This is a genomic window from Thiocapsa roseopersicina, from assembly GCF_900106925.1.
In the GTDB taxonomy this organism is placed as follows: Bacteria; Pseudomonadota; Gammaproteobacteria; order Chromatiales; family Chromatiaceae; genus Thiocapsa; species Thiocapsa roseopersicina.
Genome location: NZ_FNNZ01000018.1, coordinates 77,614 through 103,427 on the forward strand (window position 1 = coordinate 77,614; position 25,814 = coordinate 103,427).

Consider the following 25,814-nt stretch of genomic DNA (forward strand, 5'->3'; position numbering starts at 1 on the left):
CGTCGAGGGATGCGAAAAGGCTCACCACATCCCCAAAACAGCCCGCAACCCGCGTTCCACCTCCGCCATTTCGTCGTCGGTCAGCGCGGTGAGTGGCCCTTCGCCGAAGCGCTCGCGATCGATCGTGCGGGGCTGGTCGGTGATGACTTGGCAGGGTTTCAGGAGCCGTTCGCGTGCCGCAAGGGTGACGCGCCAACGCCGAAAGCCGGGGTAAACCTGGCTGGTCAACGGCAAACACACGACCATCGGGGTTGTCGCGGCATTCAGCTCGTCGCTTTGCATGACGAGGACGGGCCTGATCTTCCCGATCTCACGCCCGCGTGGCGGGTTCAGGTTCGCGACCCAGACTTCGCCACGGCGCATCATCTCCACCAAGTCTCGCCGGAATCCGGATCCGTTGCCTCGTCCGGTTTCCGCCCCTCCGCACGGTCGAGGGCCTCGTTGTCCAGCGGCAGAGCTTCTTCGGCAATCTCGAGCGCCTCGCCGCGCAGGGCCGGATCGCTGTATCCGGCTTTCGCCTCCGCCACGTACTCGGCCATGAAGCGCTCGCGCTCGCGCTGCGCGATGAACTGCGTGACGGCGTCGCGGATCACCTCCGAACGCGGCCGTCCCGCCAGCTCCGCCTCGCGGTTGAGCCTTTGCTCCAGGTCGTCGGGGAGACGCAGACTGAGTGCACCCATGTATTGCGCTCCGAGTTACATTTGGTATCACAAAGCGTAGCACGCCACGCATCGTATGCAACATTCCGAGGGTTGGTGGCCGCGCTTGCGTTGGCCGACGCGATCACCGAAATGACGATCGAGGATGGAGGGACCATGCCATGTCGAATGATTCGATTCCCCAACAAGGCGAGCTTGAGCTGCCCTTCCCGGAGATGGTCCGGGATGTCCCGCTGCTGCCGGCCCGGATGATCAACGAGTTCTGTTACTGCCCGCGATTGGCGTATTTGGAGTGGGTTCAGGGCGAGTGGGACGACTCGGCCGATACGGTTGAAGGCCGGTATGTTCATCGCAAGGTCGACAAGGGCAGCGGCACACTACCGGAAGCGGACCAGACCGAGCCGGACGAGAAGATCCACGCCCGCTCCATCACCTTGTCGTCCAACCGCCTCGGCCTGATCGCGCGGATGGACCTGATCGAGGGCGAAGGCCGGGTCGTCACGCCGGTCGACTACAAGCGCGGTAAGCGTCCGCATGTGAGCCACGGCGCCTACGACCCCGAGCGCGTACAGATCTGCGTCCAGGGCATGATCCTGGAGGAGCATGGCTACAGCTGCGACGAAGGCATCCTCTATTACGCCGCCAGCCGCGAGCGTGTCCGGATCGCGCTGGACGAGGAACTGCGGGGCTTGACCAGGCGAACCATCGACGGTCTGCGTTTCGTCGCGGCCGGCGGCCGGGTTCCGCTCCCGCTGGAAGACAGTCCGAAATGTCCCCGATGCTCGCTGGTGGGCATCTGTCTTCCGGACGAGATCAACTTCTTCCGCGGTGTCGATATCGCCCCGCGGCCGCTGGCCGTCGGTCTGGATACCGCGATGCCGCTTTACGTCCAGGCATTCCACGCCAAGGTCTCGAAATCCGGCGAGCGACTGGAGGTCTCCATCGACGACAAGCAGATCCAGAGCGTGCGTCTGATGGACGTCTCTCAGCTCGCACTCTTCGGCAACGTCTATGTGACCACGCCAACCATGCAGGAGCTGATGCGCCGGAACGTGCCGATCACCTGGCATAGCCATGGTGGCTGGTTCATGGGACACACGATCGGGACCGGACACAAGAACGTCGAGCTTCGCCGCGCACAATTCCGTCTGGCCGACGATGCGTCCTTTTGTCTACGATTCGCGAAGGGACTCATGGAAGGAAAGCTGCGAAACGCGCGAACCATGCTGCGCCGCAACTGGAAGGCGGAGGGTGGAGCCCCCGACGCACTGCTGGAATCGCTTAACGGGGACGTCAAGAGAACCCGTCGCGCGGCAGATCTCCCGGAGCTGTTGGGCGTCGAGGGCAGCGGTGCGGCCCGTTACTTCGGGACACTCTCCAATCTCATCAGACCGCCGGGCGATGCCTCGGTGCTCACCTTCGACTTCCGAACCCGCAACCGTCGGCCACCGACGGATCCAGTCAATGCTCTGCTCTCATACGCTTACGGATTGTTGGCACGCACCTGGACCGTCACCTTGTCTGCGGTCGGCTTCGATCCCTACCTCGGGTTCTATCACCAGCCACGCTACGGCCGCCCTGCCCTGGCGCTGGATCTGATGGAACCCTTTCGACCGCTGCTCGCCGATTCCGCGGTGATCCAGGCGATCAACAATGGCGAAGTCCGCCCGACGGACTTCATCCAAGCTGCCGGCAGCGTTTCGCTGACAAACGACGGCCGAAAGCGATTCATCGGGACGTTCGAGCGCCGGCTTGCCCAAGAGGTCACGCATCCGGTCCTGGGCTACCGGCTCAGCTACCGTCGTCTGCTGGAGGTCCAAGCCCGACTGCTCGCGCGGCATATTCTCGGCGAGCTCGATGACTACCCCAACTTCACGCCACGTTGACGGAGCCCACACGCCATGGACCAACGGCTCTACATCGTCGCCTACGACATCTCGGATCAGAAGCGCTGGCGACGGGTTTTCAAGCTCATGAAGGGCTTTGGTGAATGGATGCAACTGTCCGTCTTCCAGTGTCGGTTGACGCCTAAACAACACGCTGAATTGATCGCCTTGCTTGACGGTATCATTCACCATACCGAAGACCACATCCTGCTGCTCGACTTCGGTCACGCGGAGAATGTCTCCCCCCGCGTCGTCAGTCTCGGCAAGACCAGCTTCACGCCGATCGAGCATGAGCCGGTCATTGTCTGACCGGATCGGGCGCCAAGGCTCCGAGGTCGACAAATGCGTCAGTCGGCCTCGAACCTTGACTTCGACGTAGATCCTGCCGCGAAGGCGAGAGCGCTTCGGTGGCGCCAAGAACCCCGGCAGCGTTCGCTGCAAATAGCTCTTTAAAAACCAGCGCGATCGACTACACTTCTCATTCCAAGGATCAGTTTTGGTGTTGGCAGGATGCCAGATCAGCATCACCGCTCGCAAAATCCCCCGCAGCGCGCCCACAAAGCGGGCTGCAGCCGGAGCAGTTTCCCCGGCGAATTCGCCGGGGCCTCATTGAAGCGCGAAAAGCGAAGCGGACGAGGTCGCGAAGCGCGAAGCGTTTCCCCGGCGAATTCGCCGGGGCCTCATTGAAGCCCTCGGGCTTTCGTCTCTGTCGATGGACCAGTTCAACGTTTCCCCGGCGAATTCGCCGGGGCCTCATTGAAGCAACGGAGGTTATTACTATCAGTACATGAAGTAGCTCGTGTTTCCCCGGCGAATTCGCCGGGGCCTCATTGAAGCTACACCAAGGCCGACGCGCCCTATATCGGACTCGACTGGTTTCCCCGGCGAATTCGCCGGGGCCTCATTGAAGCTATATGATTAGGATACCGGTTAGATACAAAGGAAAAGTTTCCCCGGCGAATTCGCCGGGGCCTCATTGAAGCTTCGTAAGGTGGTTCGTCGTTAGAAGATTTTTTGCGAGTTTCCCCGGCGAATTCGCCGGGGCCTCATTGAAGCATTGCCGCGTCGTTTGCCTGCAGGGTGGGCTACGGCAGTTTCCCCGGCGAATTCGCCGGGGCCTCATTGAAGCTTTTGTAATTTCTATATTGCAGCATGTTGTCGATAATCGTTTCCCCGGCGAATTCGCCGGGGCCTCATTGAAGCGCCCATCGCCGAGGCAGTGTTGCCGTAGCTGCGCAGCGCGTTTCCCCGGCGAATTCGCCGGGGCCTCATTGAAGCGACGTAAATCATCACATGTACTCCACAAGCGTCCAGCGTTTCCCCGGCGAATTCGCCGGGGCCTCATTGAAGCGCAAGGGGAGCCGGCATCTCCTTCGAAGCGCCATCCTTTGGTTTCCCCGGCGAATTCGCCGGGGCCTCATTGAAGCACCACCTGGACCGAGAGACTGGCCGATGCCTACGCAGTTTCCCCGGCGAATTCGCCGGGGCCTCATTGAAGCTGCAGGTAGTGCGACTCCTTCTTTACCTTCTGAAGCTGTTTCCCCGGCGAATTCGCCGGGGCCTCATTGAAGCGTCGAGATTGAAGGTCAGGCGCACGCTCGCGCCTCAGCGGTTTCCCCGGCGAATTCGCCGGGGCCTCATTGAAGCGCCGTGTAGAGCACCGTGTTGCGCCCGCCGCTGGCCGCGTTTCCCCGGCGAATTCGCCGGGGCCTCATTGAAGCTATGATCCCGGCAGCTGCTGCCGCCGACACTCCGCCGCGTTTCCCCGGCGAATTCGCCGGGGCCTCATTGAAGCTGCGCTTCCACGCGGAGCTTCCAGAAGGCGCGTTGATGTTTCCCCGGCGAATTCGCCGGGGCCTCATTGAAGCAAGTTAATGAATTAAATTCAAACATTCGTATTAAAGTTTCCCCGGCGAATTCGCCGGGGCCTCATTGAAGCCTCGGGGTGCTCGACCCATTCGCATCCATCGCCTGCGTTTCCCCGGCGAATTCGCCGGGGCCTCATTGAAGCTGGAACAGGTCCGGGGCGCCGGTGACGGCGTCGAGCAGGTTTCCCCGGCGAATTCGCCGGGGCCTCATTGAAGCTTGCCGGGCTTGCGGTAGTAGGTGCTGTTGTAGAAGGGTTTCCCCGGCGAATTCGCCGGGGCCTCATTGAAGCGGTCGGGAGGTTGATCTTGGCGCGGAAGAAGGCGAGCGTTTCCCCGGCGAATTCGCCGGGGCCTCATTGAAGCGATTCGTCGACCGGCCCCTATACGATTCGAGCGACCGGTTTCCCCGGCGAATTCGCCGGGGCCTCATTGAAGCACTTGGGTTTTATATGAAAAGTTTAGTGCCGCATTTGTTTCCCCGGCGAATTCGCCGGGGCCTCATTGAAGCAGGGTCTACCTTCTTCTTCTTGATTATCAAAACATTGGTTTCCCCGGCGAATTCGCCGGGGCCTCATTGAAGCACTGCCTTGCGCCCGACCAGGCGCGCCGACCACTGGGATTTCCCCGGCGAATTCGCCGGGGCCTCATTGAAGCGTCGCCGAGCTTGCCGAGCAGGTGCATCACGCCGTCAGATTTCCCCGGTCAATTCGCCGGGGCCTCATTGAAGATCCGCGATCCGGATCGATCGTGGACTGCGCCCGACTATTTTGCCCCGCGAATTCGCCGGCGCCTCATCGAAGCCGAGACGCCAGCGGGCACCCTGTGCAACGCCTCAAGCCTCGCCAAAGCGTTTGAAGGGACGGCCGGTGTCGACCAGCAAGTGAGTGAGCATCCCGCCAACGACGGCCGCAAGCCCCAGTCCGAGCATGCCGAGGAAGATCCCCGCCAACCAGGGCCGCATCGCCCTGCCCAGCGCCACGGCGATGACGATTGCGAGCAGGACCAACGCCTGCGTCAGGATGTTAATAAACGTGCGCATGGGACGAGCGTAGCGGAAAGGCCACGCTCGGCGCGCAGCTCATAGCCGCCGCGGGCTTACTCTTCGCGGTCCTGATCGCCGCCGCGTCGGTTGTGGACACCGGAATGCCTGACCGGGGGCCGGCACGGCGTACCCGAGACATGCGGACGCGACGCCATAGCCCAAATAAGCCGGGGTAAACCCCACGCGCTCAGGGCTCCAGCGCAGCCTCGAAGGGCACGAAATCGAACGCTCGTATGGCGAGTTCGACCGCTGTCGGTTGCTCGTCGCTGCGGAAGGTCAGCGTGACCTCCGAGATCCCCTGCAGGGCGGGCGTTGCCGGGAGGACGATCTCGATCGTCCCGGCTTCGGTCTTCGGGAGGCGTGCAAAGATCTCGATGGGGATCGCAGGCGGCGGAAGGGCGTCGTCGGTCGCGCGCTTGAACGCGAGGACGGCATCCTCGATCTCGGTCTCGGAGCCGAACCGGAGCGACAGCCGGCCGTTCGACAGGCTCGCCGCGCGGCCGGCCGGCAGAACGAACGCGAGCCCTCCGCTGCCGGTGATGTTCGACGCGAAACCTGCAGCCCCCGCGCTGCGGGAGAATGCAATCGGATCCTCGTGCGCGGTCCACGGGTTGATGCGAGTCTCGGCGGACAGGAAGTCGATCCGCTGTCCCGGCGCATACAGGGCTTCGAGCTGGCCGGACAGGTTCCTCGCGTCGAGATAGCGACGCATGTTCGCGTGGGCGGTATTGATTCCCCCGAGGATCAGCGACAGGGTGTGGGCGGTCGTCTGGTAGGGGATCACCTCGTCGGTGGCCGTATTCCAACCTTCCCAGGGACCGTGATCGGTGAAGAGGCTCGAGATGCGCGCCCACTCGGTCCGCAGAAACCCGTCCACCTCCTCGGGTGCGATCCCGTAGGCAACGCCGAGGCTATAGAGCGACGGGGCCTGCGTGTCGAGGGGATCATCGGTCACCGCGATGTCGCCGATCCCGATCAGGCCGGTGTATTCGGTTCCTTTGCCGCTGTAGGCCTCCGAGAGGAGTCCGGGTAGACCATGTCGGGTCGAGAAATCGAGCTCGATGTCGACGAGTGTTTTCAGAGCGATCCGCCAAGCCGGGTTGCGGGACTCCTGCATGAACAGCGACAGGCCGAGCAGCTGGAAGGCCGAGCCATCCCAAGCGGCCAGGGCGTAGGTGTCGCTGCCGTCGGCCTGCCGGTAGGGCTTGATCTTGAATCCGGCGTTGCGGATCGCCGCGAGCGGCAGTCCGTAGCGCAGCACGGTGAACATCAGAGGTCCACGGAACTCGTTGATGAAATAGTTCATCTGCCCGGTCACCCAGTTTCCGCGACCGTCGTCCCAGCCGACGAACCGATCCGCCGTCGCGTCCCAGCCGAACACGAAGGTGCCGGTCTGTGGATCGAACAGATGGGCGTAGCCCTCGCGTTGGGCCTCGATGACGCGCTCCATCGCGTCGCGGAGGGCGACGGCCTGCGGGACGTCGCGGATCTCGGGCCGCAGGAGTGCGCCGATCGCTCTCGCCAAGGCGGCCGTGAGGTTGGCGTTGTCGCCGAAGATGACGGTGACCACGCGCTGATCGAGCAGCCCCATGATGGCGGCTTGCCGAGTCGGATCGGCATAGGGCGCAAGCGCTCCGTCGAAATGGAGCGCCCCATAGCCTTCGCGACGGCGAATCTTGCCTCTTCGGCCGGCGTCTTCCTCCTGGAGCCACCCCTTCTCCGAGAGTGCCGACCAAATCGCCTGTCCGTCGCGCTCGCCGAAGGTGTCGATGAAGCGGCGTCGCTCGATGGATTCCAGCAGCGGGCCCCGGCGCTCCCCGCCGTCGAACCCCATGAAATTCGAAAGCAATCCCTTCGCTGCAAGGTTCGGATCGAGCTGATCGGAGCGAAGTGTCGCCACCGCGAGCGCGAGCCCGTCCAAGGCGGCCTCTCGGGAGAGATATGGATTGTCCGCGTGGCCTGCGGCGATGTTGGCCAGCAGCTCGATCCAGGCGCCGATCGCCGTGAGCTGCGTGAATTCGCGCAGAAAAAGCCCGTTGGCCGGCTCCTGATTCCAGCCCTCGACCGGATACCCGGACAGCGGGTCGATTGTCCGGTGCCCCGGATCGACGTAGCTGAAGGCGTTGTTCAGCAGACGCTGCATGTGGCGATGGTGTTGAGGGACTTCGGGATAATCAAAGGTGCTGCGCTCGCCGCGATGCACGTCGTCGGGACCGACGGGCGAAGATGCCGCGGGGACGGCCGATACGGAAAGGATCAGCGCACCGAGGAGGGAATACAGACCGTTACTCTTGTCGACGATAGACATCGGAGCTTCAATTCTCACGGTAGGGTCCCGAGGCGTCGGGATAACGTTCGTCGCGTCGGGACACAGCAACTGGGGCCGGCGCAGCGTCGCGAGCACCCTGTCGAAGCGCGGTCCGCGAGGCGGACATCGCGTGTAGAATGCGCCGAGAAAATCGATGGAGACAACACCATGCCGGTCTACGAGTTCTACTGCCCCGACTGCCATGCCATCTTCAACTTCTTCTCGCGTCGGGTCGATACCGAGACGCGTCCCGCGTGTCCGCGCTGCGGGCGGCCTGAGCTGGGTCGGCAGGCGAGCCTGTTCGCGATCAGCCGCGGGCGCGCGGAGGGCGGCGAGGACTCGGGGGAGGATGATCTGCCTGCGGGTCTGAACGAGGAGAAGTTGATGAACGCCTTCGCCTCGATGGCCGGCGAGCTGGAGGGTCTCGATCAGGACGACCCGAAGCAGGCGGCGCAGACGATGCGCAAGCTGTTCGAGGAGACCGGCTTGAAGCTCGGCGACGGGATGGCGGAGGCGATCCGTCGCATGGAGGCGGGCGAGGATCCGGATCAGATCGACGCGGAGCTCGGCGACGTGCTCGACTCCGAGGATCCCTTCGGCGCCGGCGGGGCCGCGCGGACCTCGGAGGCCCTCAAGCAGCTGAGGCGCGATCTGTTGCCGGCCGCACGCGACGACACCTGGTATCCCTTGCAGGGACCGAGCGAGCCGCGGGACGGGTCGCCCTCCTGATCGCCCGGGCGGGCCCTATGCAGGGGTCCGATGGCCCATGCTACACTCCGAGCGGTACCTGTAACCCGCGAACTTCGGCAAGGATATGACCAAACAGAAGACCTACCTCGTGATCTCGGCACTCGGCGAAGACCACCCGGGTATCGTCAACCAGATTTCAAAGACCGTGCTCGAGCACGGTTGCAATATCGAGGACAGCCGGATGACGGTCCTCGGCGGCGAGTTTGCGGCGATCCTCCTGGTCGAAGGCAAATGGAACACGCTGGCCAAGATCGAGAATGCCCTCCCGGAGCTTGAGCGCCAGCTCGGGATGACGATCATCTCCAAGCGCACCGGCGAGCGCGCCACGGGCCGCAATCTGCTCCCGTACGCGGTCGACGTGATCTCGATGGACCATCCCGGGATCGTCAACAACCTCGCCGGCTTCTTCGCCGAGCGCAAGATCAACATCGAGGACATGTCGACCTCCACCTACGCCGCCGCCCACACCGGAACCACCATGTTCGCCGTGCACATGACGGTCGGGATCCCGTCCGACATGCACATCGCCGGTCTGCGCGAGGAATTCATGGATTATTGCGACGGGCTGAACCTCGACGCGGTGCTCGAGCCGATCAAGGGCTGAGTGCACGACCCGCTTTGCGCTTGCGCCGGAGGGTGTGAATTGCCTCCGGCCGCCACCAAGTCCGCGTGACCGCATCATCACTCGAGAGTGGAGGCACCCAGCATGAACGTCGCCATCGGCGAAACCATCCCGGATATCGAGCTGCCCGCCACGGGCGAGAAGAGCGTCAAGCTCTCGGACTACCGCGGCAAGAACCTCGTCCTCTATTTCTACCCCAAGGCCAGCACGCCCGGCTGCACGCAGGAAGGCCAGGACTTTCGCGATGCGGCGGATGCCTTCGCGGCGGCCGACACGCAGATCCTCGGCGCCTCGCGCGACGGCATCAAGGCCCAAGAGAACTTCAAGGCCAAGCAGTCCTTCCCCTTCGATCTGCTCTCGGACAAGGACGAGACGCTCTGCAAGGCATTCGATGTCATCAAGATGAAGAAGATGTACGGCAAAGAGAGCCTCGGGGTCGAGCGCAGTACCTTCCTGATCGATGCCGAGGGCGTGCTGCGCGAGGAATGGCGCGGGGTCAAGGTGAAGGACCACGTTGCCGCCGTGCTCGCTGCGGCTCAGCGACTCAACGCCGGTTAGGTCGAGCCTCGCGGTGTCTCGGCTGCCTGCGCGGAGGCCGCGGCACCCCGGATCGACAGCGGATCGACGGCGGCGCGCGCGACGCCCGGCGACCCCGACCGACACCGACCAGCCCTGCCGATAGCCGCAGATCCCCTCCCCCACCCGATCGATCGCCGCTGCCGAGTGCTCCGGTGCGGCGCTCCGGTAGCCGATGACATGATCAAACGCGAAAACGACACGACCTGCCTCTTCGTCCTCGACACCAACGTGCTGATGCACGACCCCACCGCCATCTTTCGGTTTCAGGAGCACGACATCTTCCTGCCGATGATCGTGCTCGAAGAGCTCGATCACGGGAAGAAGGGCTTGTCCGAGGTGGCGCGCAACGTCCGCCAGGTCAGTCGGTTTCTCGATCAGCTTATGTCCGGGGCGGACAAGGACGAGATCGACGCGGGCCTTCTGATCGGCCCCGTCTCGGCCGGCGGCGGCATCGCGCAACCGTCCACCGGACGGCTCTTCTTTCAGACCGAGCTGCTCGACCTGAAGCTGCCGGCCTCGCTGCCGGGCAGCGGAGCCGACAACAACATCCTGGGCACGGCTCAGGCGCTGAGCAAGCTGCGGACCGATCGCCAGGTCATAATCGTCTCCAAAGACATCAACCTGCGCATCAAGGCGGCGGTGCTCGGCATCCCGGCGGAGGACTATTCCAACGATCAGGTCCTCGACGACGTCAACCTGCTCTATACGGGCATGGAGGCGCTCCCGGATGACTTCTGGGAGCACCACGAGAAGTCGCTCGATGCCTGGAAGGAAGAGGGCCGCACGCTCTATCGGGTCGCCGGGCCTGACATCGCGGACTGGTATCCCGCCGAGTGTCTCTATCTGGGCGAGGACGGCGCCTTCGAAGCGATCGTGCGTGAAAAGCGCACCGAGACCGAAGCGGTTATCGAGCTTGTCGATGATTACCGCGTCCCACGCCACGGCGTGTGGGGCATCACGGCGCGCAACCGCGAGCAGAACTTCGCGCTCAACATGCTGATGGATCCGGACCTGGATTTCGTCACCCTGCTCGGGGCCGCGGGGACCGGCAAGACGCTCCTGGCACTGGCGGCGGGTCTCGCCCAGGTGCTGGATCGCAACCTCTATCGCGAGATCATCATGACCCGGGTGACGGTCCCGGTCGGCGACGACATCGGCTTCCTGCCCGGCACGGAGGAAGAGAAGATGACGCCCTGGATGGGTGCGCTCATGGACAACCTCGAGGTGCTCACCAAACCCGAGGGCGGCGAATGGGGCCGCGCGGCCACCAATGATCTGATCCGCAACCGGATCCGCATCTCTTCGCTCAATTTCATGCGCGGCCGTACCTTCCTGAACAAATACATCATCCTGGACGAGGCGCAGAACCTCACCGCCAAGCAGATGAAGACGCTCATCACCCGCTCCGGACCGGGGACCAAGTTCGTCTGTCTCGGCAACATCAGCCAGATCGATACGCCTTACTTGACCGAGACCACTTCCGGCCTGACCTATGTGGTGGATCGGTTTAAGCAGTGGCCGCACAGCGGGCACATCACGCTCTTGCGCGGAGAGCGCTCGCGGTTGGCTGACTTCGCGTCGCAGGAGCTCTAAAACTCGATCGCGTCTCAGTGGAACCAACGAGGTTGGGTGGCTTGTGGACGCTCTGCGGCATCACGGAAGGACGGCGTCGACGCGATCGAGGTGAATGAGAAAAAGAAGAAAGGAGGCGCAGGTCTCGGCGGGGTCGGTCGATGAGTCCGCCGTCGAGCTTGCAGGCCTCGCGTGGCGTCGCTGTGCCGCGTCGCCTGTGTGTCGAGCGCTCCGTGAGACGGGCGCCGATCAACCATCAAACGAGGAATTACCGATGAAGACTGCTTCCCTTCTGGCGTTGCTTGCCCTCCTTGGCGGCGTGTCGTCCGTCGCGACTGCGGCGGAGAAGATCAACGTCGTCTATCACCTCTCGGAGCCGGATCGCGCCGCGTTCGTGCTGAACAACATGCAGAATCATATCGACGGGGTCGGCGGACCCGAAAACATCAACATGGTCCTGGTCGTCCATGGTCCGGCGATCAATGCCTTGAACGAGATCGAGGCCACCGAGAAGGTCAGCTCCGGTATCGCCTCGCTGCAAGAACAGGGTGTCGCCTTCGAGATGTGCGGCAACACGCTCAAAGGGTTCAATCTGGAGCTCGACGAGCTGCTGCCGGGCTTCGTCGAGGTGAGTCAGGGCGGGGTGACGCGCATCGGTGAGCTGCAATCTCAGGGTTATGTCTACATCCGTCCCTGACGGCGCGGGTCCGGCAGGTGCAGGGCTCGAGCGCTTCGTTCGCGGGACACTCGGTTGCACCTGCCCGGACGCGGTCTTCGAGCGGATCGAGGTGCGTGAGGGTCCATCGCTACCGGCAGGCGGCAGAGCTCGGCGGATCACAATCGGCGGGCGACTGCTGATCTACCTGGTCGAAGGGGTGTCGGTCGAGCACGTGAATCGCGACATCCAGGCGTGGACCCTGTCGGGACGGATCGACCGCGATGGCGCAAATATGAATCGGTTCAGGTTGGTGATCGGCTTGGATGGACTCTCGACTACGGATGCGGGTGAGATCGAACGTGCCTTTGCCGCCGCGTCCGACGAGGGCGACGATCGGATGCATCTTCACGTCGTCGAGTCCGACTCGATCCGAGCGCTGCATCTTTGACCCACGCGGGTTGCCCGTGATTGAAACATCGGAACGTCGACCGCGATGCTCGGCAACATCGGCTGACCATTGCGCCTCACGCCGCGTCCAGCGTTGCCAGCTCCTGCGCCAAAGGCCCTAAACCGATGGCCTCGATTCCGCCACCTTTCGGGTAGCGATCGTCCCCGGAGTAGACCAGAAAGGCTCGGTCGGGGCTCAGGTCTTCGAGCGCCGTGTAGGTGCCCGATTCGGTCTTGGGCGCGAGACCGCGTTTGATCTCGACGGTCCAGAGGCGGTTGCCCGGCAGCTCGAGCACCAGATCCATTTCCACGCCGGTCGCGGTTCGGTAGAAGCTAGCTTGAGTTCGTTCGGGCGCAGCCCGCAAGAGGGTTTCGATGACGAACCCCTCCCAGCTCATGCCGGCGACCGGGTGTCCGAGCAGGTCGTCGAGCGTGTCCAATCTCAACAGCGTGTGGACGAGCCCGCTGTCGCGCACGTACACCTTGGGGGATTTGACGAGCCGCTTCTTGACGTTCGCAAGATAAGGGGGAAGCCGGCGCACCAAGAGGAGATCGACCATCAGGTCCAGATACCTGGCCACCGTCTTGCCGTCGACGGCGAGGGCACGCGCCAGCTCGGCGGCATTGAGCAGACCACCCTGCGCATGCGCGAGCATGGTCCAGAAACGGCGCAAGGTCTCGGCGGGGATCCGCGGCCCGAGCTGAGGGATATCGCGCTCGAGATAGCTGCGGATGAAGCTCTCGCGCCACACGACGCTGTCCGGATCCGTGTCCGCGAGAAAGCTCCGCGGGAATCCACCGCGGGTCCAAAGCTGCTGGATCCGCGTCGGATCGACCTCCAGGGCATCGAACGGGGCCAGCTCCAGATAGGCGATCCGCCCCGCAAGACTCTCGCTCGATTGACGCAGCAGGTCGACCGACGCCGAGCCGAGGAGGAGAAAATGGCCGGCCGCCTCGCCGTCGCGCACACGCTCGTCGATCAGACCACGCAGGACCTGAAACAGCCCCGGGGCGCGCTGGACCTCGTCGATGATCGTGAGACGGCCGCGACGCCCCTCGAGGTAACCGCGAGGATCCGACAGCTTGTCGAGATCGGCCGGATTCTCCAGATCCAGGTAGAGTGCACCGTCGGCCGCGCGGCACGACATGGCCAAGGTCGTCTTTCCGACCTGACGAGGACCAAGCAAGGCGACAGCCGGAAACCGGTTGAGTCGATGCTTGAGAGGTGTCGCAAGGCGGCGAGGAATCATCTGTGCAATTGTGGACTGACGTGCCCGATTTGCAACCCTCCGACGACCCTGTCGACCACATCGAGCCTTCGCCCATGACCAAGCCCTCAGCTGACCTGGACCGCGCCGAGCGCCGCGAATGGTGGGTCGCCAACGGCCGCGGCGGCTATGCCGCGGGCACGGTCGCCGGCAGCCTGACCCGCGGCTATCACGGTCTCCTGACCGCAACGATCGATCCGCCGCTCGGGCGCCGCCTGCAGGTCGCCAAGCTGGATGCGACCCTGATCGACGGGGACCGACACTGGCCGCTCTTCACCAACCGCTGGGCCGACGGTTGCGTCGAGCCGGACGGGCATCCCCTGATCGACGCCTTTCGCCTCGACGGGCGCATGCCGGTCTGGCATTGGGCCTGCGGCGATCTCTTGGTCGAGCAGCGCATCTGGATGCCGCGGGGCGAGGACAGCGTCTGGTCGGTCTATCGGCTCCTGCAGGGCCGAACGGGCGCCGCGCCGTGTCTGCGTGTCGCCCTGCTGCTCGCCGATCACGACCATCACCACGTCGGACACAAGGGCAACTTCGATCCGATCCTGACCCTCGACGGCGACGCACGTTTGACGGCCCGATGCGCCGACGGACACGACATTGCCCTGATGGCCGTCGGCGGGAGCATGCGGATCGACCGCGCCTGGATCGAGCACTTTGCCTTGCCGATCGAGCGCGAACGCGGGCTATCGGATCAGAAAGACCTGTTGCGGGTCGGTTTTGCCGAGCTGTCCCTCGGCACGACCGGGTGGTGCGGTGTGTTGGCCACGGTCGCGCCAGATGACAAGACCGTGCCGGATCCAGAGCAGGCATTGGAGCGCTTCAGGCAGAACGATCGCGCGCTCGTCCGGACCGCACGGACACATCACAAGCAGATCCCGGACGTCCCCGCCTGGATCGAGCAACTCGTCCTCGCCGCCGACAGCTTCCTGATCGAGCGGCCGATCAGCACACAGCCCGCGGTGCAACCGCAGGCCAAAGGCGGATCCGTCATCGCCGGCTACCCCTGGTTCGGCGACTGGGGTCGCGACACCATGATCGCCCTGCCCGGACTCACGCTCGCGACCGGTCGACCCGAGATCGCCAAGCGCATCCTGGAAACCTTCGCCGGATTCGTCGACCGCGGCATGCTGCCCAATCGCTTCCCCGGTGCCGGCGAGACTCCAGCCTACAACACGGTCGATGCTGCACTCTGGTACATCGACGCCTGGCACGCTTATATCGAGGCATCCGAGGACCTCGTAGCACTCGCCCGCGCCTTCCCCATCCTGGAGTCGATCGTCGCGCACTACCGCGAGGGCACCCGCTACGGGATCGGTATGGACCCGGCCGACGGATTGATCCGCGCCGGCGAGCCGGGTGTGCAGCTCACCTGGATGGATGCCAAGGTCGGCGATTGGGTGGTGACCCCGAGGATCGGCAAGCCGGTAGAGATCAATGCACTCTGGTATCAGGGGCTGCGGGTGATGGCCGACTTCGCCGGGCGGCTCGGTCGCGATCCGCGGCGCTATCGCAGCGCGGCTGAGCGGACGCGGGCCGGTTTTGCCCGATTCCTGCGCCCGGATGGCTCGGGTCTCTACGATGTCATCGACGGCCCGGATGACGAGGGCGCGCGCATTCGCCCGAATCAGATCTTCGCGGTCAGCCTAACGCATTCACCACTCGACGCGCCCGCCCAAGCCTCGGTCGTGGACGTCTGTACGCATCGTCTACTCTGCCCCTTCGGATTGCGCACCTTGGCGCAAGAAGACCCCGAATATCGGGGTCGTTATGAAGGAGATGTCTGGAGTCGCGATGCGGCCTACCATCAGGGCACGGTCTGGGCCTGGCTGCTGGGACACTATGCCCTCGCGGAGTACCGAATCACCGGCGATGCGGCTGCAGCCCAAGCGCGGCTCGCCCCGATCGCCGATCATCTTCTGGACGCTGGACTCGGCACCGTCGGCGAGATCTTCGACGGCGACCCGCCACACCATCCACGCGGCTGTCCGTCGCAAGCCTGGTCGGTCGCCTGTATCCTGGATGCCTGGACGCGTCTGGAGCGCATCCGCGTCGGAAAAGGGTAAACCGCAACCAAAGGAACAGTTTAGGAGACTCACGTGAGCGAGGGTCCGACCAACGCCGAACGCGAACGCATGGAAGAGGCGCGCCGCGGAACCGCCGACTGGCGTCTCTGGGGCCCCTATCTCGCCGAGCGCGCCTGGGGAACGGTGCGCGAGGATTACAGCGCCGACGGCAACGCCTGGGACTATTTCACCCACGATCAGTCGCGTTCCCGCGTCTATCGGTGGAGCGAGGACGGGCTCGGCGGTATCTGCGATCGCGAGCAGCGACTCTGCTTCGCACTCGCACTCTGGAACGCACGCGACCCCTTCCTGAAGGAGCGCGCCTTCGGGCTCACCGGACCGCAGGGCAATCGCGGCGAGGATGTGAAGGAGTGCTGGTTCTATCGCGACGCCCTGCCCACGGCGAGCTATTTGCGTTACATCTACAAGTATCCGCAGACGCCCTTTCCCTATCGCGAGCTGATCGAAGAGAACGCCCGGCGCTCACGCAAGGATCCGCCTTACCTGCTCACCGACACGGACTGCTTCGACGAGGAGCGGTATTGGGACGTCGATGTCTTCTATTCGAAGGCCAGCCCGCGCGAGATCCACATCCGGATCTATCTCAAGAATCGCGGTCCGGATGCGGCCGAGATCCATCTCTTGCCGACCCTCTGGTTCCGCAACACCTGGTCGTGGGACGAGGGCGCAGAGCCTCCGGTGCTGCGGGCGTCTACCGCCCCGGACGGCGCCGCTTGGGCGGTCGAGGCGGAGCACCCGACGCTAGGTACCTATCACCTCTACGGCACCCACCCCGCCGAGCTGCTCTTCACCGAAAACCTCTCCAACACCGAGCTGCTCTGGGGCTCCCCCAACCCGTCTCCCTACGTCAAGGACGCCTTCCACCGTCGGGTGGTTCAGGGCGACACGGCAGCGGTCAATCCGGCGCTCACCGGCACCAAGTGCGCCCCTTGGAGCCATTGGACCGTCGGCCCGCAACAGCACGCCGTGATCGATCTGGTGCTCAGCGCCGAGCCGCTCGCCGCCCCTTTCGCGCGCAGCGAGCGCACGCTCTCCATCCGCCAGTCCGAGACCACCGTCTTCTACGACGATCTCCTACCCGAGGCGAGTGCGACGGACCACCGCATCCTCCGTCAGGCCCTCGCCGGTATGGTCTGGACCCAGCAGTTCTATCACTACGACGTCGAACGCTGGCTGAGCGGCGATCAGGTCCAACCGTCCGCATCCCGCCAACAGGGCCGCAACCGCCATTGGCGCCATCTCAAGGCGCACGACATCATCTCCATGCCCGACGCCTGGGAATATCCCTGGTTCGCCGCCTGGGACCTCGCCTATCACTGCCCGGCCCTGGCGCTGCTTGATGTCGACTTCGCCAAGCATCAGATCGAGCTGATGCTCTCGGATCGCTATCTGCACCCGAACGGTCAGATCCCGGCGTACGAATGGGGCTTCGACGACGCCAATCCACCGGTGCACGCCCAAGGTGCGCTCAAGGTGTTCCGCGCCGAGCGGGTCCAGCGCGGCGCGGGCGATCTCGACTTTCTGCAGCGCGTCTTCCACAAGCTCCTGCTCAACCTCGCCTGGTGGATCAATCGCAAGGACGCCGAGGGACACAATCTCTTCGAGGGTGGCTTTCTCGGGCTCGACAACATCTCGGTCTACGACCGCTCGCGCCCGCTCCCGCCCGGTTACAGCCTCAAGCAGGCCGACGCGACCGGCTGGATGGCCATGTTCAGCCTCAACATGACCATGATCGCGCTCGAGCTCTGCGCCAAGGACAGCAACTACGAGGAGATGGCGATCCACTGCTACAAGCAGTTCCTCGCGATCGGCGAGGCAATCGCCGGCAATCCGGAGACCGGGATGCCGGCGCTCTGGGACGAGGAGAAAGGCTTCTTCATGGATCTGCTGGTCACGCCGGACGGCGTCGGCCACCGGATCGAGGTCTACTCCTGGGTCGGCCTCATCCCGCTCTTCGCCGCCGAGATCGTCGACCGGCGGCTCCTCGCCAACGCCCCGCGCTTCGCCGACCTGCTGGGCGAGCATAAGGGCGGGCTCTTCCGCGGCAGCGCCGTCTGTCTCTGCCCGGATTGGGAGAACGACCGCGGCGAGCACCTGCTCGCCTTGGTCGATCACAGCATGCTGCCGCGAATCCTCGAGCGCCTGCTCGACGAGGAGCAGTTTCTCTCGCGCTTCGGGATCCGCAGCGTCAGCCGTATCCATGCCACCCAGACCCATCTGGGTAGCATCCCCGGCATCGGCGAGGCGCTGATGGAATACGTCCCCGGCGAGTCCAACTCGCCCCTCTTCGGCGGCAACTCCAACTGGCGGGGCCCCATCTGGCTGCCGACCAACTACTCGCTCGTGCATGCGCTGGAGAAATACCACCGCTTTCTCGGTCCCGGTTTTCGGGTCCCAGCCCCCTGCAAAGGTGGACAACCGCTCAATCTCGCCGAGATCGCCACCTTGATCGCCGAGCGCCTGGTCGATCTCTACCGCGCCCCGAACGGCGCACCAGCGCCGGCGTTGGCGCGGGAAGGCCGGCTGCACGACGACGTCCATTGGCGCGACCTGCTGAGCTTCCACGAGTATTTCCACGGCGAGACCGGCGAGGGCCTCGGCGCCTCGCATCAGACCGGTTGGACGGGGTTGCTCGCCAACCTGGTGATGCGTCGCTATCAAAAGGACATCGCGCCTTGGAGCGGACTGGATCAGGGGACGGAGGCGGCGCCGATCGACGAGATTGCATAAACCGCGTCACCGCCGTAGAGCAGGGTTGTGCTCACAGTTGGGCTCACTCCAATCCGAGCCTCTCGCGATGGACGCGGTTTGGCCGGTTGGGATCATCGAGCCGGCGGGACGCCGGCTCGGATCCTCGACAGCGCCATGATGGAGGATGCGACTCCGGCATCGCGGGTCGATCTCCTCCTCCGAACCAATGCCGTTGCCACCCCCGGTGCGACGGACCGTGCTTAATCGCCCGCCGTGTTGGAGGCGATGTCGCCATTGCCGGACCCGCTCGTTGACGAAAAGCAAGCACTGCCGCTCATCCCTGGTGAGCCTGGCCCCTTTTCCCCCTTTTCCCCCTTTCCCGTTTCTTTTCCCGGAACTAATTGCTCCCCAGGCACGCGTTGCCTCGCGTGATGGAGTCGGTCGCGTAGTAACCCGTGAGGAGCTGGACCGACGTCGAGCCTGTCGTCAAATAGCCAGGCATGCAGACACAGGCTAGGGCCGGTAGGAACGGCCCGTCACTACTCGTTTGCATTTGCTTTGCGACGACACCGCCGGTCGCGTTGGGATCACTGACGCACTGATTGTAGTTCAGCACTACGCCGGCCTGATGCAGCAGATTCGGGTACTCGCACTCCAGTGACACGCTGGACGGGCCCATCTCCGCATCACCGCCGAATACCTCGAAATTAGCCGCCGAGCCTTCGGCGCAAGTCGCCATGTTCAGGGAAGCGAAGTACTCACCCGCAGGGCTATGGTTATAGTCCGGGTCTGCCGTACAACCGGATTGCCAACCTGAGACGGACAGAATCCCGGTTGTCGCGTCATAAGATGTATTCAGTGGCGTGTAGGATAATGGCGTCGTCGTGCAGGCCCCGCCTCCATAGCTAGCCATGTATGGTTGAATGAGGGGCGCGGTCGATGGTATTGGCGAAGCTTGGATCCATTCCGTAAGCGACAGTGCACCCGTGTTCAAATTGAAGTTCGTAGAGATGGACGCGATCGACGGCTCACTGATCAAGGTCGGCGGCTGAAAGCTCCAAGTTGCAGGATTCTGAAGCACCAGCATGCCGTTGCTGTCGGCGCCGACAGTGGATCCGGTCATGACGGCATCCCAGATATTCAATTGTTGATCCGTCCTGCCGAAATTGGTGCAGACGCCGGCATTGACGTTCTCGCAAACGTTGGTGTACGCCGGCTGAGGTGTCACGGCGGATTGCTGGACATAGCTGCTCGACGCGCCGTCATAACACTCGACGTTGACGTCAAACTCGTTACCCGTCACTGCCAGATTCGTGCAGTTCCCAGGCTCGTTCGGTGCTGCCGTGTACATCGCCGCATTGGACCACAGCGGATTCGGGTTGGAGGAGACTTTGCCGGAAAAGCTGTTGACTTGGTACTGCACATAGAAATTGGTCAACATCAAACCGAGCAGATTCGACGATGCGAACGTGCTGTTAGTGCTCAGGGGTGCGCTCTGTGTCGCCGGCTCCCCCATGGTCGTGTTGCTTGTAAATGCGTTGTTGATGGCATTGTCGACGGGCTGACCCAAGGCGCCGGTGGCGGCATTAACGGAGGTCTGGATGGCCACTTGCGCCCCCTTGCTTGCACCCCCGGTCGCGACCGCAGTGCCGACGTCGATCGCCGTCATGGTGACGTTGAAGAGGGCCGCAAAAACCTTGCCCCAGAAAGACTCATGGTCATTTGCTTGGCTGGCGGCCGTAATCGCCCTGGAGACCGCATAGCCCGCCTGCGCCGTCGATGTCATCAATCCATTGATATAGCTCAAGGCGTAGGAGGTCGAGGGAAACAGGCCGGCATTGACGGCGTTGCTGAATTGATCGATGCCCTCCCCACCCATAACGAAGGTATTGTCGTTCAGAGAAAACGTCGACGAGGTCGCGAGATACCAGAGGGTCTTCGCGGCAAAGCTGCTGATGACGAAAGGATCGCCGATAACAAAGGTCAAATGGCCGCCATAGATGTAGGACTGGTACTGGGTATTGCCGTTGTTGTTCTCCTGCTGCGCCTGGGTGTAGGCAGCCAGATTGACCGGGAACATGGCCGGCACCAGACTCAGAGCGGCCTGGGTGTTCGGATTATCCACACCCCACCAGAGACCTCCGGTCGGCTGATAGTTCACGTCCGCCGAGTTCTGATTCAGGTTAAAGACATTCTGCTCGCTGCCGACAAAGCCCATGCCGCAGGCATTGCCCTCGGCATCGTCCGCCCCGCAGGAACCAGGCGCAGGCGGATTAATCAGGGCGTTGGACACGAAATAATCGGCGGCATCGTACAAAAGCCCGGACCCCAGACTATCGCCGGCCGAGGCCAGGTTGGCCATCACCACGAAACTACCCGGGGTGGAAAGAGCCCCAACACATTGGATCGTCCAGCTATCCCCAGCCGCAGCCGGATTGGGCTGACTGCCCATTTGGATCGTGGGTTCGAGAACCGAAATACTTTGGCCGGGCGATAGAGCAGCCGGCGAATAGGGATAGTTCATCGGGTTTTGCGCAGACCAAGTCGTTGGATCGTCGGCCTGCCCCGTGACGCTGTAGATCTTCTGCATCGGCGAGTCGCTGCCGTAGAAAACCACCTCGTTTGACACACTGGTTTTGTCGGAGAGTTGGTTATTGAAGAAGCCGTAACTACCTGTAGCGCCATTCCAACCTAGTGAATAGGCTGGTAATTCGTCAGACGCCTGCGGATTCGGAGTCGCGCCGTAAGCCGTCAGGTTGCAGCTCGACCCGCTGAGGTTGGTGATCGCGTACGAAAAGCCGCCGCTGTTGGCATTCCAGGTTGCGAAACCATCGGCGCCTGAATGGGCGCTCAATCCGCACAGAGTAGACGCCGCGAGGCAAGTCAGGATTTGGCGTTTCATGTTAATAACCCCGTGGCATCTTAAAGTTGACGTTCTCGACTTCGAAGCTACTTGAGATCGCATTGGCGGCAATACCCGGCACGCCATAGAGGTTATGGTACGTGAAGTAGGTTCCTTTATTCACCTTGAACCCGGTCAGCCGGTTGCCTTCGAAGGTGCAATGGGTCAGCAGATCCGACTCGGACAGCCCGCCCTGCGCCAGCGATACACCACAGACCTTGCCGTTGTAGCGAAACCTGAAGGGGACGATGTAGGTGTAATTGCCGGGAACATAGAAGGCCAGCGCCGGATGCGCCTTTTGATCCGGATTGGGGATGCCGCGGTGCAGGCGCCACTGACCGAGCCAACCCATCCGGGTAATGCCGTGCATGGACGGTGACATCGCGCTCAGTGCGCTGACGCCATTGCGGTGAACGTAGGTCTCCGCCTCGCTTAAGATCTGCTCGCCGATGTCTTGCTTGCGCACCGTAAAGCCCTGGCCGGAGACGGCATTGAACGTGGTGCCGGCGATTTCGCAGGTCGAGCTCTCCTGCTCGGTCAGTCCGGGGAGGTTGACGACGTAGTTGCCCGGCAGGAAGGCGTGAAAGCCACTTTTGATGAACTCCGCCGTGCAACCGCCATTGTTGGTGCCGGGCTGTGCTTGGAAGCGCTGAATCTTATACGTCTGGGCCAACTCGGGCCGGGAGAACGGCCAACCCCGGTGCCGCCCGAAGTAGAGCGTCATGGTCTTGACGGTGGTCACCCGTCCTGCTCGCACGGTCACCTTGGCCTGACTCTGAGCGTCGATCCCGCTGGATTTGAAGATTTCATAGGTTCCGGGCGGCAGGCTCATGACCAAATTGGCCGATATCAGCATGCCGCTTTCCGGCTCGCCGGCGCCCCTTTCCTTGACCGGACGGACGTAGAAATCGCCGCTGACTCCGGGGAAAGCACTGAGCAACAGGCACAGCCCACCCTCTTCGGGCAGTAGCGTCGAGGTTTGCTCGCAGGTCGCCGGAAGGTTTGGATTGAAGCCCTTCAGACTGATCGCGCTTCGCAGGTGCATGTCTGCTGCCAAGGCCGACTGCGACCAAAGCCCGAGAACGCCCGCCGACAGAAGCGCCGGCAAGAAAACGGACAGGGCCAGCCGCATCCCCCGCGACCAGGGCGGGTTGAATGGGCTCGTCCGGGACGAGGTCCCGCAGGTTGGTGGCCTGTAGGTTGATCGGGCAGCGTGCTCGACGGTCTTGCGTGTCGCCATGGGGAATCTCCCGCATCGAGTTCGGATCTAAAATCGGCGGGATAGTCGTATCCACGGCCGAGGCGCGCGCCGGACATGGCTCGAATGCAGAGAAGCGGACGAGCCATGCCCGACGCAGGTGATGACGGCAGGGCCGTGCACGCCCGGTGAGTAGGCGTTCGGCGGGGAGCGGCGGCGTGGGGAGGGGGATCCAGATGCAGCCGGCAGACCGACGCCAGTGCTCCGGGGGGCAGCAGACACTACGTCACGATGTCAGGATAGCAGCGCATGCACCTGCAAATTCTAACGAAATCCTGACGATTACCCGCCGCCGGATCTTGTGATTCGCGTCCAGACATAGCCGGCGCCATAGATACTGTCGAAGGGTGCCGGCTGCTCGGTGGCTTGCGCGATCTTGCGCCTGAGGCGAGAGATGACCGCGTGGAGCCGGGAGTCGGAGTAATAGTGCTGGGAATGTCCCAGACCACGAATGACTGCGCTGCGGGTAACGGTGTCGGGGCCCAGGCGATGGATCAGACAAAGGAATCTGAGCTCGGTTTCGGTTAAGGGAATCGCCAGGTGATCATCCAGGACAAGCGTGCGCTCGCCCTCGTGAATACTCCAGCGCTCCCTGTCCGGGACCGGCCGATCATCGCCGCGGGGCGCCCCGCGATGCACACCTCGGCACAGCTCCCGCGCCAGCAACGCCTCCAGCTCCTCGGGCTCGAAGGGCTTGGTGAGATAATGATCGAAGCCCGAGCGCAACCCTTTCACGCGGGCGTCGAGATCGCAACGACCGGACGTGCAGATGATGGGCAACAGCGGATCGCCGGCGCGTAATGCGTCGAGCAGTGAATAGCCGTCGCCGTCGGCCAGCGTCAGATCCAGGACGACGGCGTCAAACCGGCCTGCCGCCAGTCGCGCGCGCGCCGCGCCCTCGCCGGTGGCCAAATCGACCCGGTACCCGAAACTCTCCAGAAAACGCGCCAACTGAGGACCGCCGACGGCATCGTCCTCCACCACGAGGACGCGCTTGGGCGGATCGATCGGTTTCGGTGCATCGGGCTGCCGCGACATGAATCCCCCCGTTAAACCTCGATCCGGCAGTTGAACGGCCCCTGGAGTGCGTCCCGCGTGGTGTCCGGCAAGGCGCGACGAGGCGTCGTAGTGGTTCTACGACAACGAGTTGCAACGCAGTCGGGCGCCGCGCGGGGCGTGCTCCAGGGGTCGTAGCGGTCCTCACCCGGCGGGTGAGGCATCAGATCACAGAGATCGTCAACTGCATTAGACCCTTGCATGTGGGACGAAGCGGTCAACTGCCGGATCTAGGTTAAACCAAGGCGTGCGAATCGGCACCGCGAAGACGCGTCACCCGCACCCGAAACCCGGCACCCTGCGGGTGCCGAGGGATGTACTCGATAACGCCGCCGAGCGACTCCACGGCGCTGCGACTCGCCCAGAGCCCCAAACCCCACCCGGGGATGTGGCTGTGCCGCGGATCGCGCCAGAACTGGTCGAAGATGCGCTCGGCATCCGACGCGGCGATGCCCTGCCCCTGGTCCGCGACCTCCAGTTCCAGCCGCTCGGGCGTGCTCGACAAGCTCATGCGCACGCGTCCCCGGCCACCGTATTTGAAGGCATTGTCGAGCAGGTTGGTCAGCACCAGCACCAGACGCGAGGCATCGACCAGATGGGTCGCCGCCCCGGATGCCGCGCACACCTCGAGGTCGAGCCTGGCCGGATCGATACGTCCGGCCAGGGTGCCCTGCACCTGAGCCAGCTTCTCGCGCAGGTCGTAGGTGTAATCCGCCGCACTGCCGTCCGTAAAGGCGTCGCGCTGCCGCTGGATGCCCCGCACGATGTCGGAGAGTTGATTGGAGATCCGGATGAGATCCGTCGCCGCATCCTCGGGACTCAGCACGCCGCGCCGCAGATTCGTAGCGACAAAGCGCAACGAGGATGCCGGGTTGCGAATCTCGTGCGACACCACTTTCAACAAGCCGCTGAACTTCCGCGCCAGGGCAGCGAGGCGCAACCGAGCCTGCCGCGCCCCTTCCAGGCGTCGCGTCTGCTCCGGCACCTCGGCCAGCAGACGACCGCTGACCGTCAGGACCGCGATCAGCATCAATGACTGCATCACGAGGTTGATCGGCCAGAAATAAGTCACCGCAAGGCTTGCCAACCCCGGGAACCAGGTTCTGGCCACCACCGCGATGCCTGTCGCGCAGGTCGCGAGCAGATAAGCCAAGGCGATGCGTCCGAGCGCCGAGGTTCCGCGCCACTGCAACGGCCCGTAGATCAAGACGAAGGCGATGAAGGCGAGTTGAACGCTGTTGTTGAACCAGGCGATCGAGGGGTGCAGATCGGTCAAGCCGACCGGCGACAACAGCAGCGCAAGCCAGGCCAGGGTGAACCAAAATCGCCGCAGGCACCAGCGCGACGGCTGGGGTCGGATGATGACATAAAACGAAAAGATGAGCGCTGCGGTCACCAAATACGCCAAGGCGCTGGAAACGCGGCCGGTCATCCAAGCCGGAACGGACGGCAGGAAGTAGGCCAGTTGACCGATGCTTGCAAGCCCGGTCACGCCGAACGGCACGCTGAGCATCACGAAGGCAAGAAAACGCCGGTCGCGGGTCGCCACCCCCGCGAACAGCATCAGCAGGGCAAACAGGCCCGCCAAGGCTGCCAACATTCCGCCGATCAGCAGACTTCGGGCCTGTCCCAGCGCGAAGCTCGCCGCATCGGTCACGCCCGGCAGCAGGCTGAGCTGGCCGATGGTGGTCACGCGCAGCATCAACGCATGGTCGTCGAGGAGGTCGGGCTCGAGACGAAACGCCAGGGTCGCGCCGATCACGTCGCGCTCGCCCAAAGGCAGGGTGTCGCCGGTGCGCGGGCGCGGCGGCGCCAGCGTGCCGTCCGGAGCGAGATAGGCCAGCTCCACCAGATCCAGATTTGCGACGTTGAGGGTCAGGATCGGCGCCGGCGGCAACCGAGCGATGTCTGGGCCAAGCGGCAAGGCAACGAGCCAGCGTGCACGCGGCTGATGGCCGAGATGAATATCGGTGCGGACCGGCGGCAGAGCCCGGCTCACAACCAGGGAAACAGCCTCCTCCCAGCTATGCACCTGATCGGGCAGGACAGTGAACCCAAGCGGCACCGACGATGCTGCCGATGCCGCCCCGGATCCGAGCAGGAGGATCGAGAGGAGGATCCCGGCCAAGGCTTTGGTCAAGATGTCAGAGCTCGCCGG

The 25,814-nt window shown here is 63.6% G+C and carries 19 protein-coding genes and 1 CRISPR repeat array; of the genes, 10 read left to right on the forward strand and 9 right to left on the reverse strand.

Going from position 1 to position 25,814, the window contains the following annotated elements; genetic code table 11:
- Positions 1-21 precede the first annotated feature (21 nt).
- Entirely contained in the window at positions 22-366 is a 345-nt protein-coding gene (locus BLV04_RS17455) for a type II toxin-antitoxin system PemK/MazF family toxin (RefSeq protein ID WP_175534679.1), read from the reverse strand.
- The gene (locus BLV04_RS17460) at positions 363-680 is read right to left on the reverse strand and encodes a ribbon-helix-helix protein, CopG family (protein ID WP_093035153.1); all 318 of its coding nucleotides are present in this window, start codon (positions 678-680) and stop codon (positions 363-365) included. The genes BLV04_RS17455 and BLV04_RS17460 overlap by 4 nt, the downstream gene beginning before the upstream one ends.
- 140 nt (positions 681-820) lie before the next feature.
- Between BLV04_RS17460 and BLV04_RS17465 the strand changes: the two genes are divergently transcribed.
- Positions 821-2,545 (forward strand): CRISPR-associated endonuclease Cas4/Cas1, encoded by a 1,725-nt coding sequence (locus BLV04_RS17465; RefSeq protein WP_093035156.1) that lies wholly within the window; start codon positions 821-823, stop codon positions 2,543-2,545.
- A gap of 15 nt (positions 2,546-2,560) precedes the next feature.
- Positions 2,561-2,854 (forward strand): CRISPR-associated endonuclease Cas2, encoded by a 294-nt coding sequence (gene cas2 / locus BLV04_RS17470; protein ID WP_093035159.1) that lies wholly within the window; start codon positions 2,561-2,563, stop codon positions 2,852-2,854.
- A 271-nt stretch (positions 2,855-3,125) separates the two neighbouring features.
- A CRISPR array of direct repeats spans positions 3,126-5,214; the repeat unit is 36 nt; unit sequence GTTTCCCCGGCGAATTCGCCGGGGCCTCATTGAAGC.
- Between the two features lie 31 nt (positions 5,215-5,245).
- On the opposite strand, the gene BLV04_RS17475 is transcribed toward cas2, so the two are convergent.
- Positions 5,246-5,452, reverse strand: coding sequence for a hypothetical protein (locus tag BLV04_RS17475; protein ID WP_093035162.1), 207 nt, complete (start codon positions 5,450-5,452; stop codon positions 5,246-5,248).
- Between the two features lie 190 nt (positions 5,453-5,642).
- Positions 5,643-7,763, reverse strand: a complete 2,121-nt coding sequence (locus BLV04_RS17480; RefSeq protein WP_093035165.1) for a hypothetical protein — start codon at positions 7,761-7,763, stop codon at positions 5,643-5,645.
- A 168-nt stretch (positions 7,764-7,931) separates the two neighbouring features.
- On the opposite strand from BLV04_RS17480, the gene BLV04_RS17485 reads away from it, so the two are divergent.
- The 6 genes from BLV04_RS17485 to BLV04_RS17510 all read left to right on the forward strand — a co-directional run bounded on the left by BLV04_RS17485 (position 7,932) and on the right by BLV04_RS17510 (position 12,392).
- Positions 7,932-8,492: an FmdB family zinc ribbon protein gene (locus BLV04_RS17485; RefSeq protein WP_093035168.1), complete on the forward strand. Its 561-nt coding sequence runs from the start codon at positions 7,932-7,934 to the stop codon at positions 8,490-8,492.
- Between the two features lie 85 nt (positions 8,493-8,577).
- Complete coding sequence (locus BLV04_RS17490) at positions 8,578-9,117, forward strand: glycine cleavage system transcriptional repressor (RefSeq protein ID WP_093035171.1); 540 nt, start codon at positions 8,578-8,580, stop codon at positions 9,115-9,117.
- Between the two features lie 102 nt (positions 9,118-9,219).
- On the forward strand, positions 9,220-9,693 hold the full coding sequence (locus BLV04_RS17495; RefSeq protein WP_093035174.1) for a peroxiredoxin: 474 nt from the start codon (positions 9,220-9,222) through the stop codon (positions 9,691-9,693).
- 198 nt (positions 9,694-9,891) lie between these two features.
- Positions 9,892-11,307, forward strand: a complete 1,416-nt coding sequence (locus BLV04_RS17500) for a PhoH family protein (protein WP_093035177.1) — start codon at positions 9,892-9,894, stop codon at positions 11,305-11,307.
- 253 nt (positions 11,308-11,560) lie between these two features.
- Entirely contained in the window at positions 11,561-11,983 is a 423-nt protein-coding gene (locus BLV04_RS17505) for a DsrE family protein (RefSeq protein ID WP_093035180.1), read from the forward strand.
- Positions 11,964-12,392, forward strand: coding sequence for a hypothetical protein (locus BLV04_RS17510; protein ID WP_093035182.1), 429 nt, complete (start codon positions 11,964-11,966; stop codon positions 12,390-12,392). The genes BLV04_RS17505 and BLV04_RS17510 overlap by 20 nt, the downstream gene beginning before the upstream one ends.
- 76 nt (positions 12,393-12,468) lie before the next feature.
- On the opposite strand, the gene BLV04_RS17515 is transcribed toward BLV04_RS17510, so the two are convergent.
- Positions 12,469-13,641, reverse strand: a complete 1,173-nt coding sequence (locus BLV04_RS17515; RefSeq protein WP_093035184.1) for an ATP-binding protein — start codon at positions 13,639-13,641, stop codon at positions 12,469-12,471.
- A 74-nt stretch (positions 13,642-13,715) separates the two neighbouring features.
- On the opposite strand from BLV04_RS17515, the gene BLV04_RS17520 reads away from it, so the two are divergent.
- Entirely contained in the window at positions 13,716-15,728 is a 2,013-nt protein-coding gene (locus tag BLV04_RS17520; RefSeq protein WP_093035231.1) for an amylo-alpha-1,6-glucosidase, read from the forward strand.
- Between the two features lie 33 nt (positions 15,729-15,761).
- Positions 15,762-18,479 (forward strand): MGH1-like glycoside hydrolase domain-containing protein, encoded by a 2,718-nt coding sequence (locus BLV04_RS17525; protein WP_217633721.1) that lies wholly within the window; start codon positions 15,762-15,764, stop codon positions 18,477-18,479.
- 358 nt (positions 18,480-18,837) lie between these two features.
- Here BLV04_RS17525 and BLV04_RS17530 read toward each other — a convergent pair whose 3' ends face one another.
- The 4 genes from BLV04_RS17530 to BLV04_RS17545 form a co-directional block, all read right to left on the reverse strand.
- Positions 18,838-21,342 (reverse strand): hypothetical protein, encoded by a 2,505-nt coding sequence (locus BLV04_RS17530; protein ID WP_093035187.1) that lies wholly within the window; start codon positions 21,340-21,342, stop codon positions 18,838-18,840.
- Between the two features lies 1 nt (position 21,343).
- The gene (locus BLV04_RS17535; protein WP_139191956.1) at positions 21,344-22,582 is read right to left on the reverse strand and encodes a hypothetical protein; all 1,239 of its coding nucleotides are present in this window, start codon (positions 22,580-22,582) and stop codon (positions 21,344-21,346) included.
- Between the two features lie 300 nt (positions 22,583-22,882).
- Entirely contained in the window at positions 22,883-23,638 is a 756-nt protein-coding gene (locus BLV04_RS17540) for a response regulator transcription factor (RefSeq protein ID WP_093035193.1), read from the reverse strand.
- A gap of 253 nt (positions 23,639-23,891) precedes the next feature.
- Entirely contained in the window at positions 23,892-25,796 is a 1,905-nt protein-coding gene (locus BLV04_RS17545; protein WP_093035196.1) for an ATP-binding protein, read from the reverse strand.
- Between the last annotated feature and the right edge of the window lie 18 nt (positions 25,797-25,814).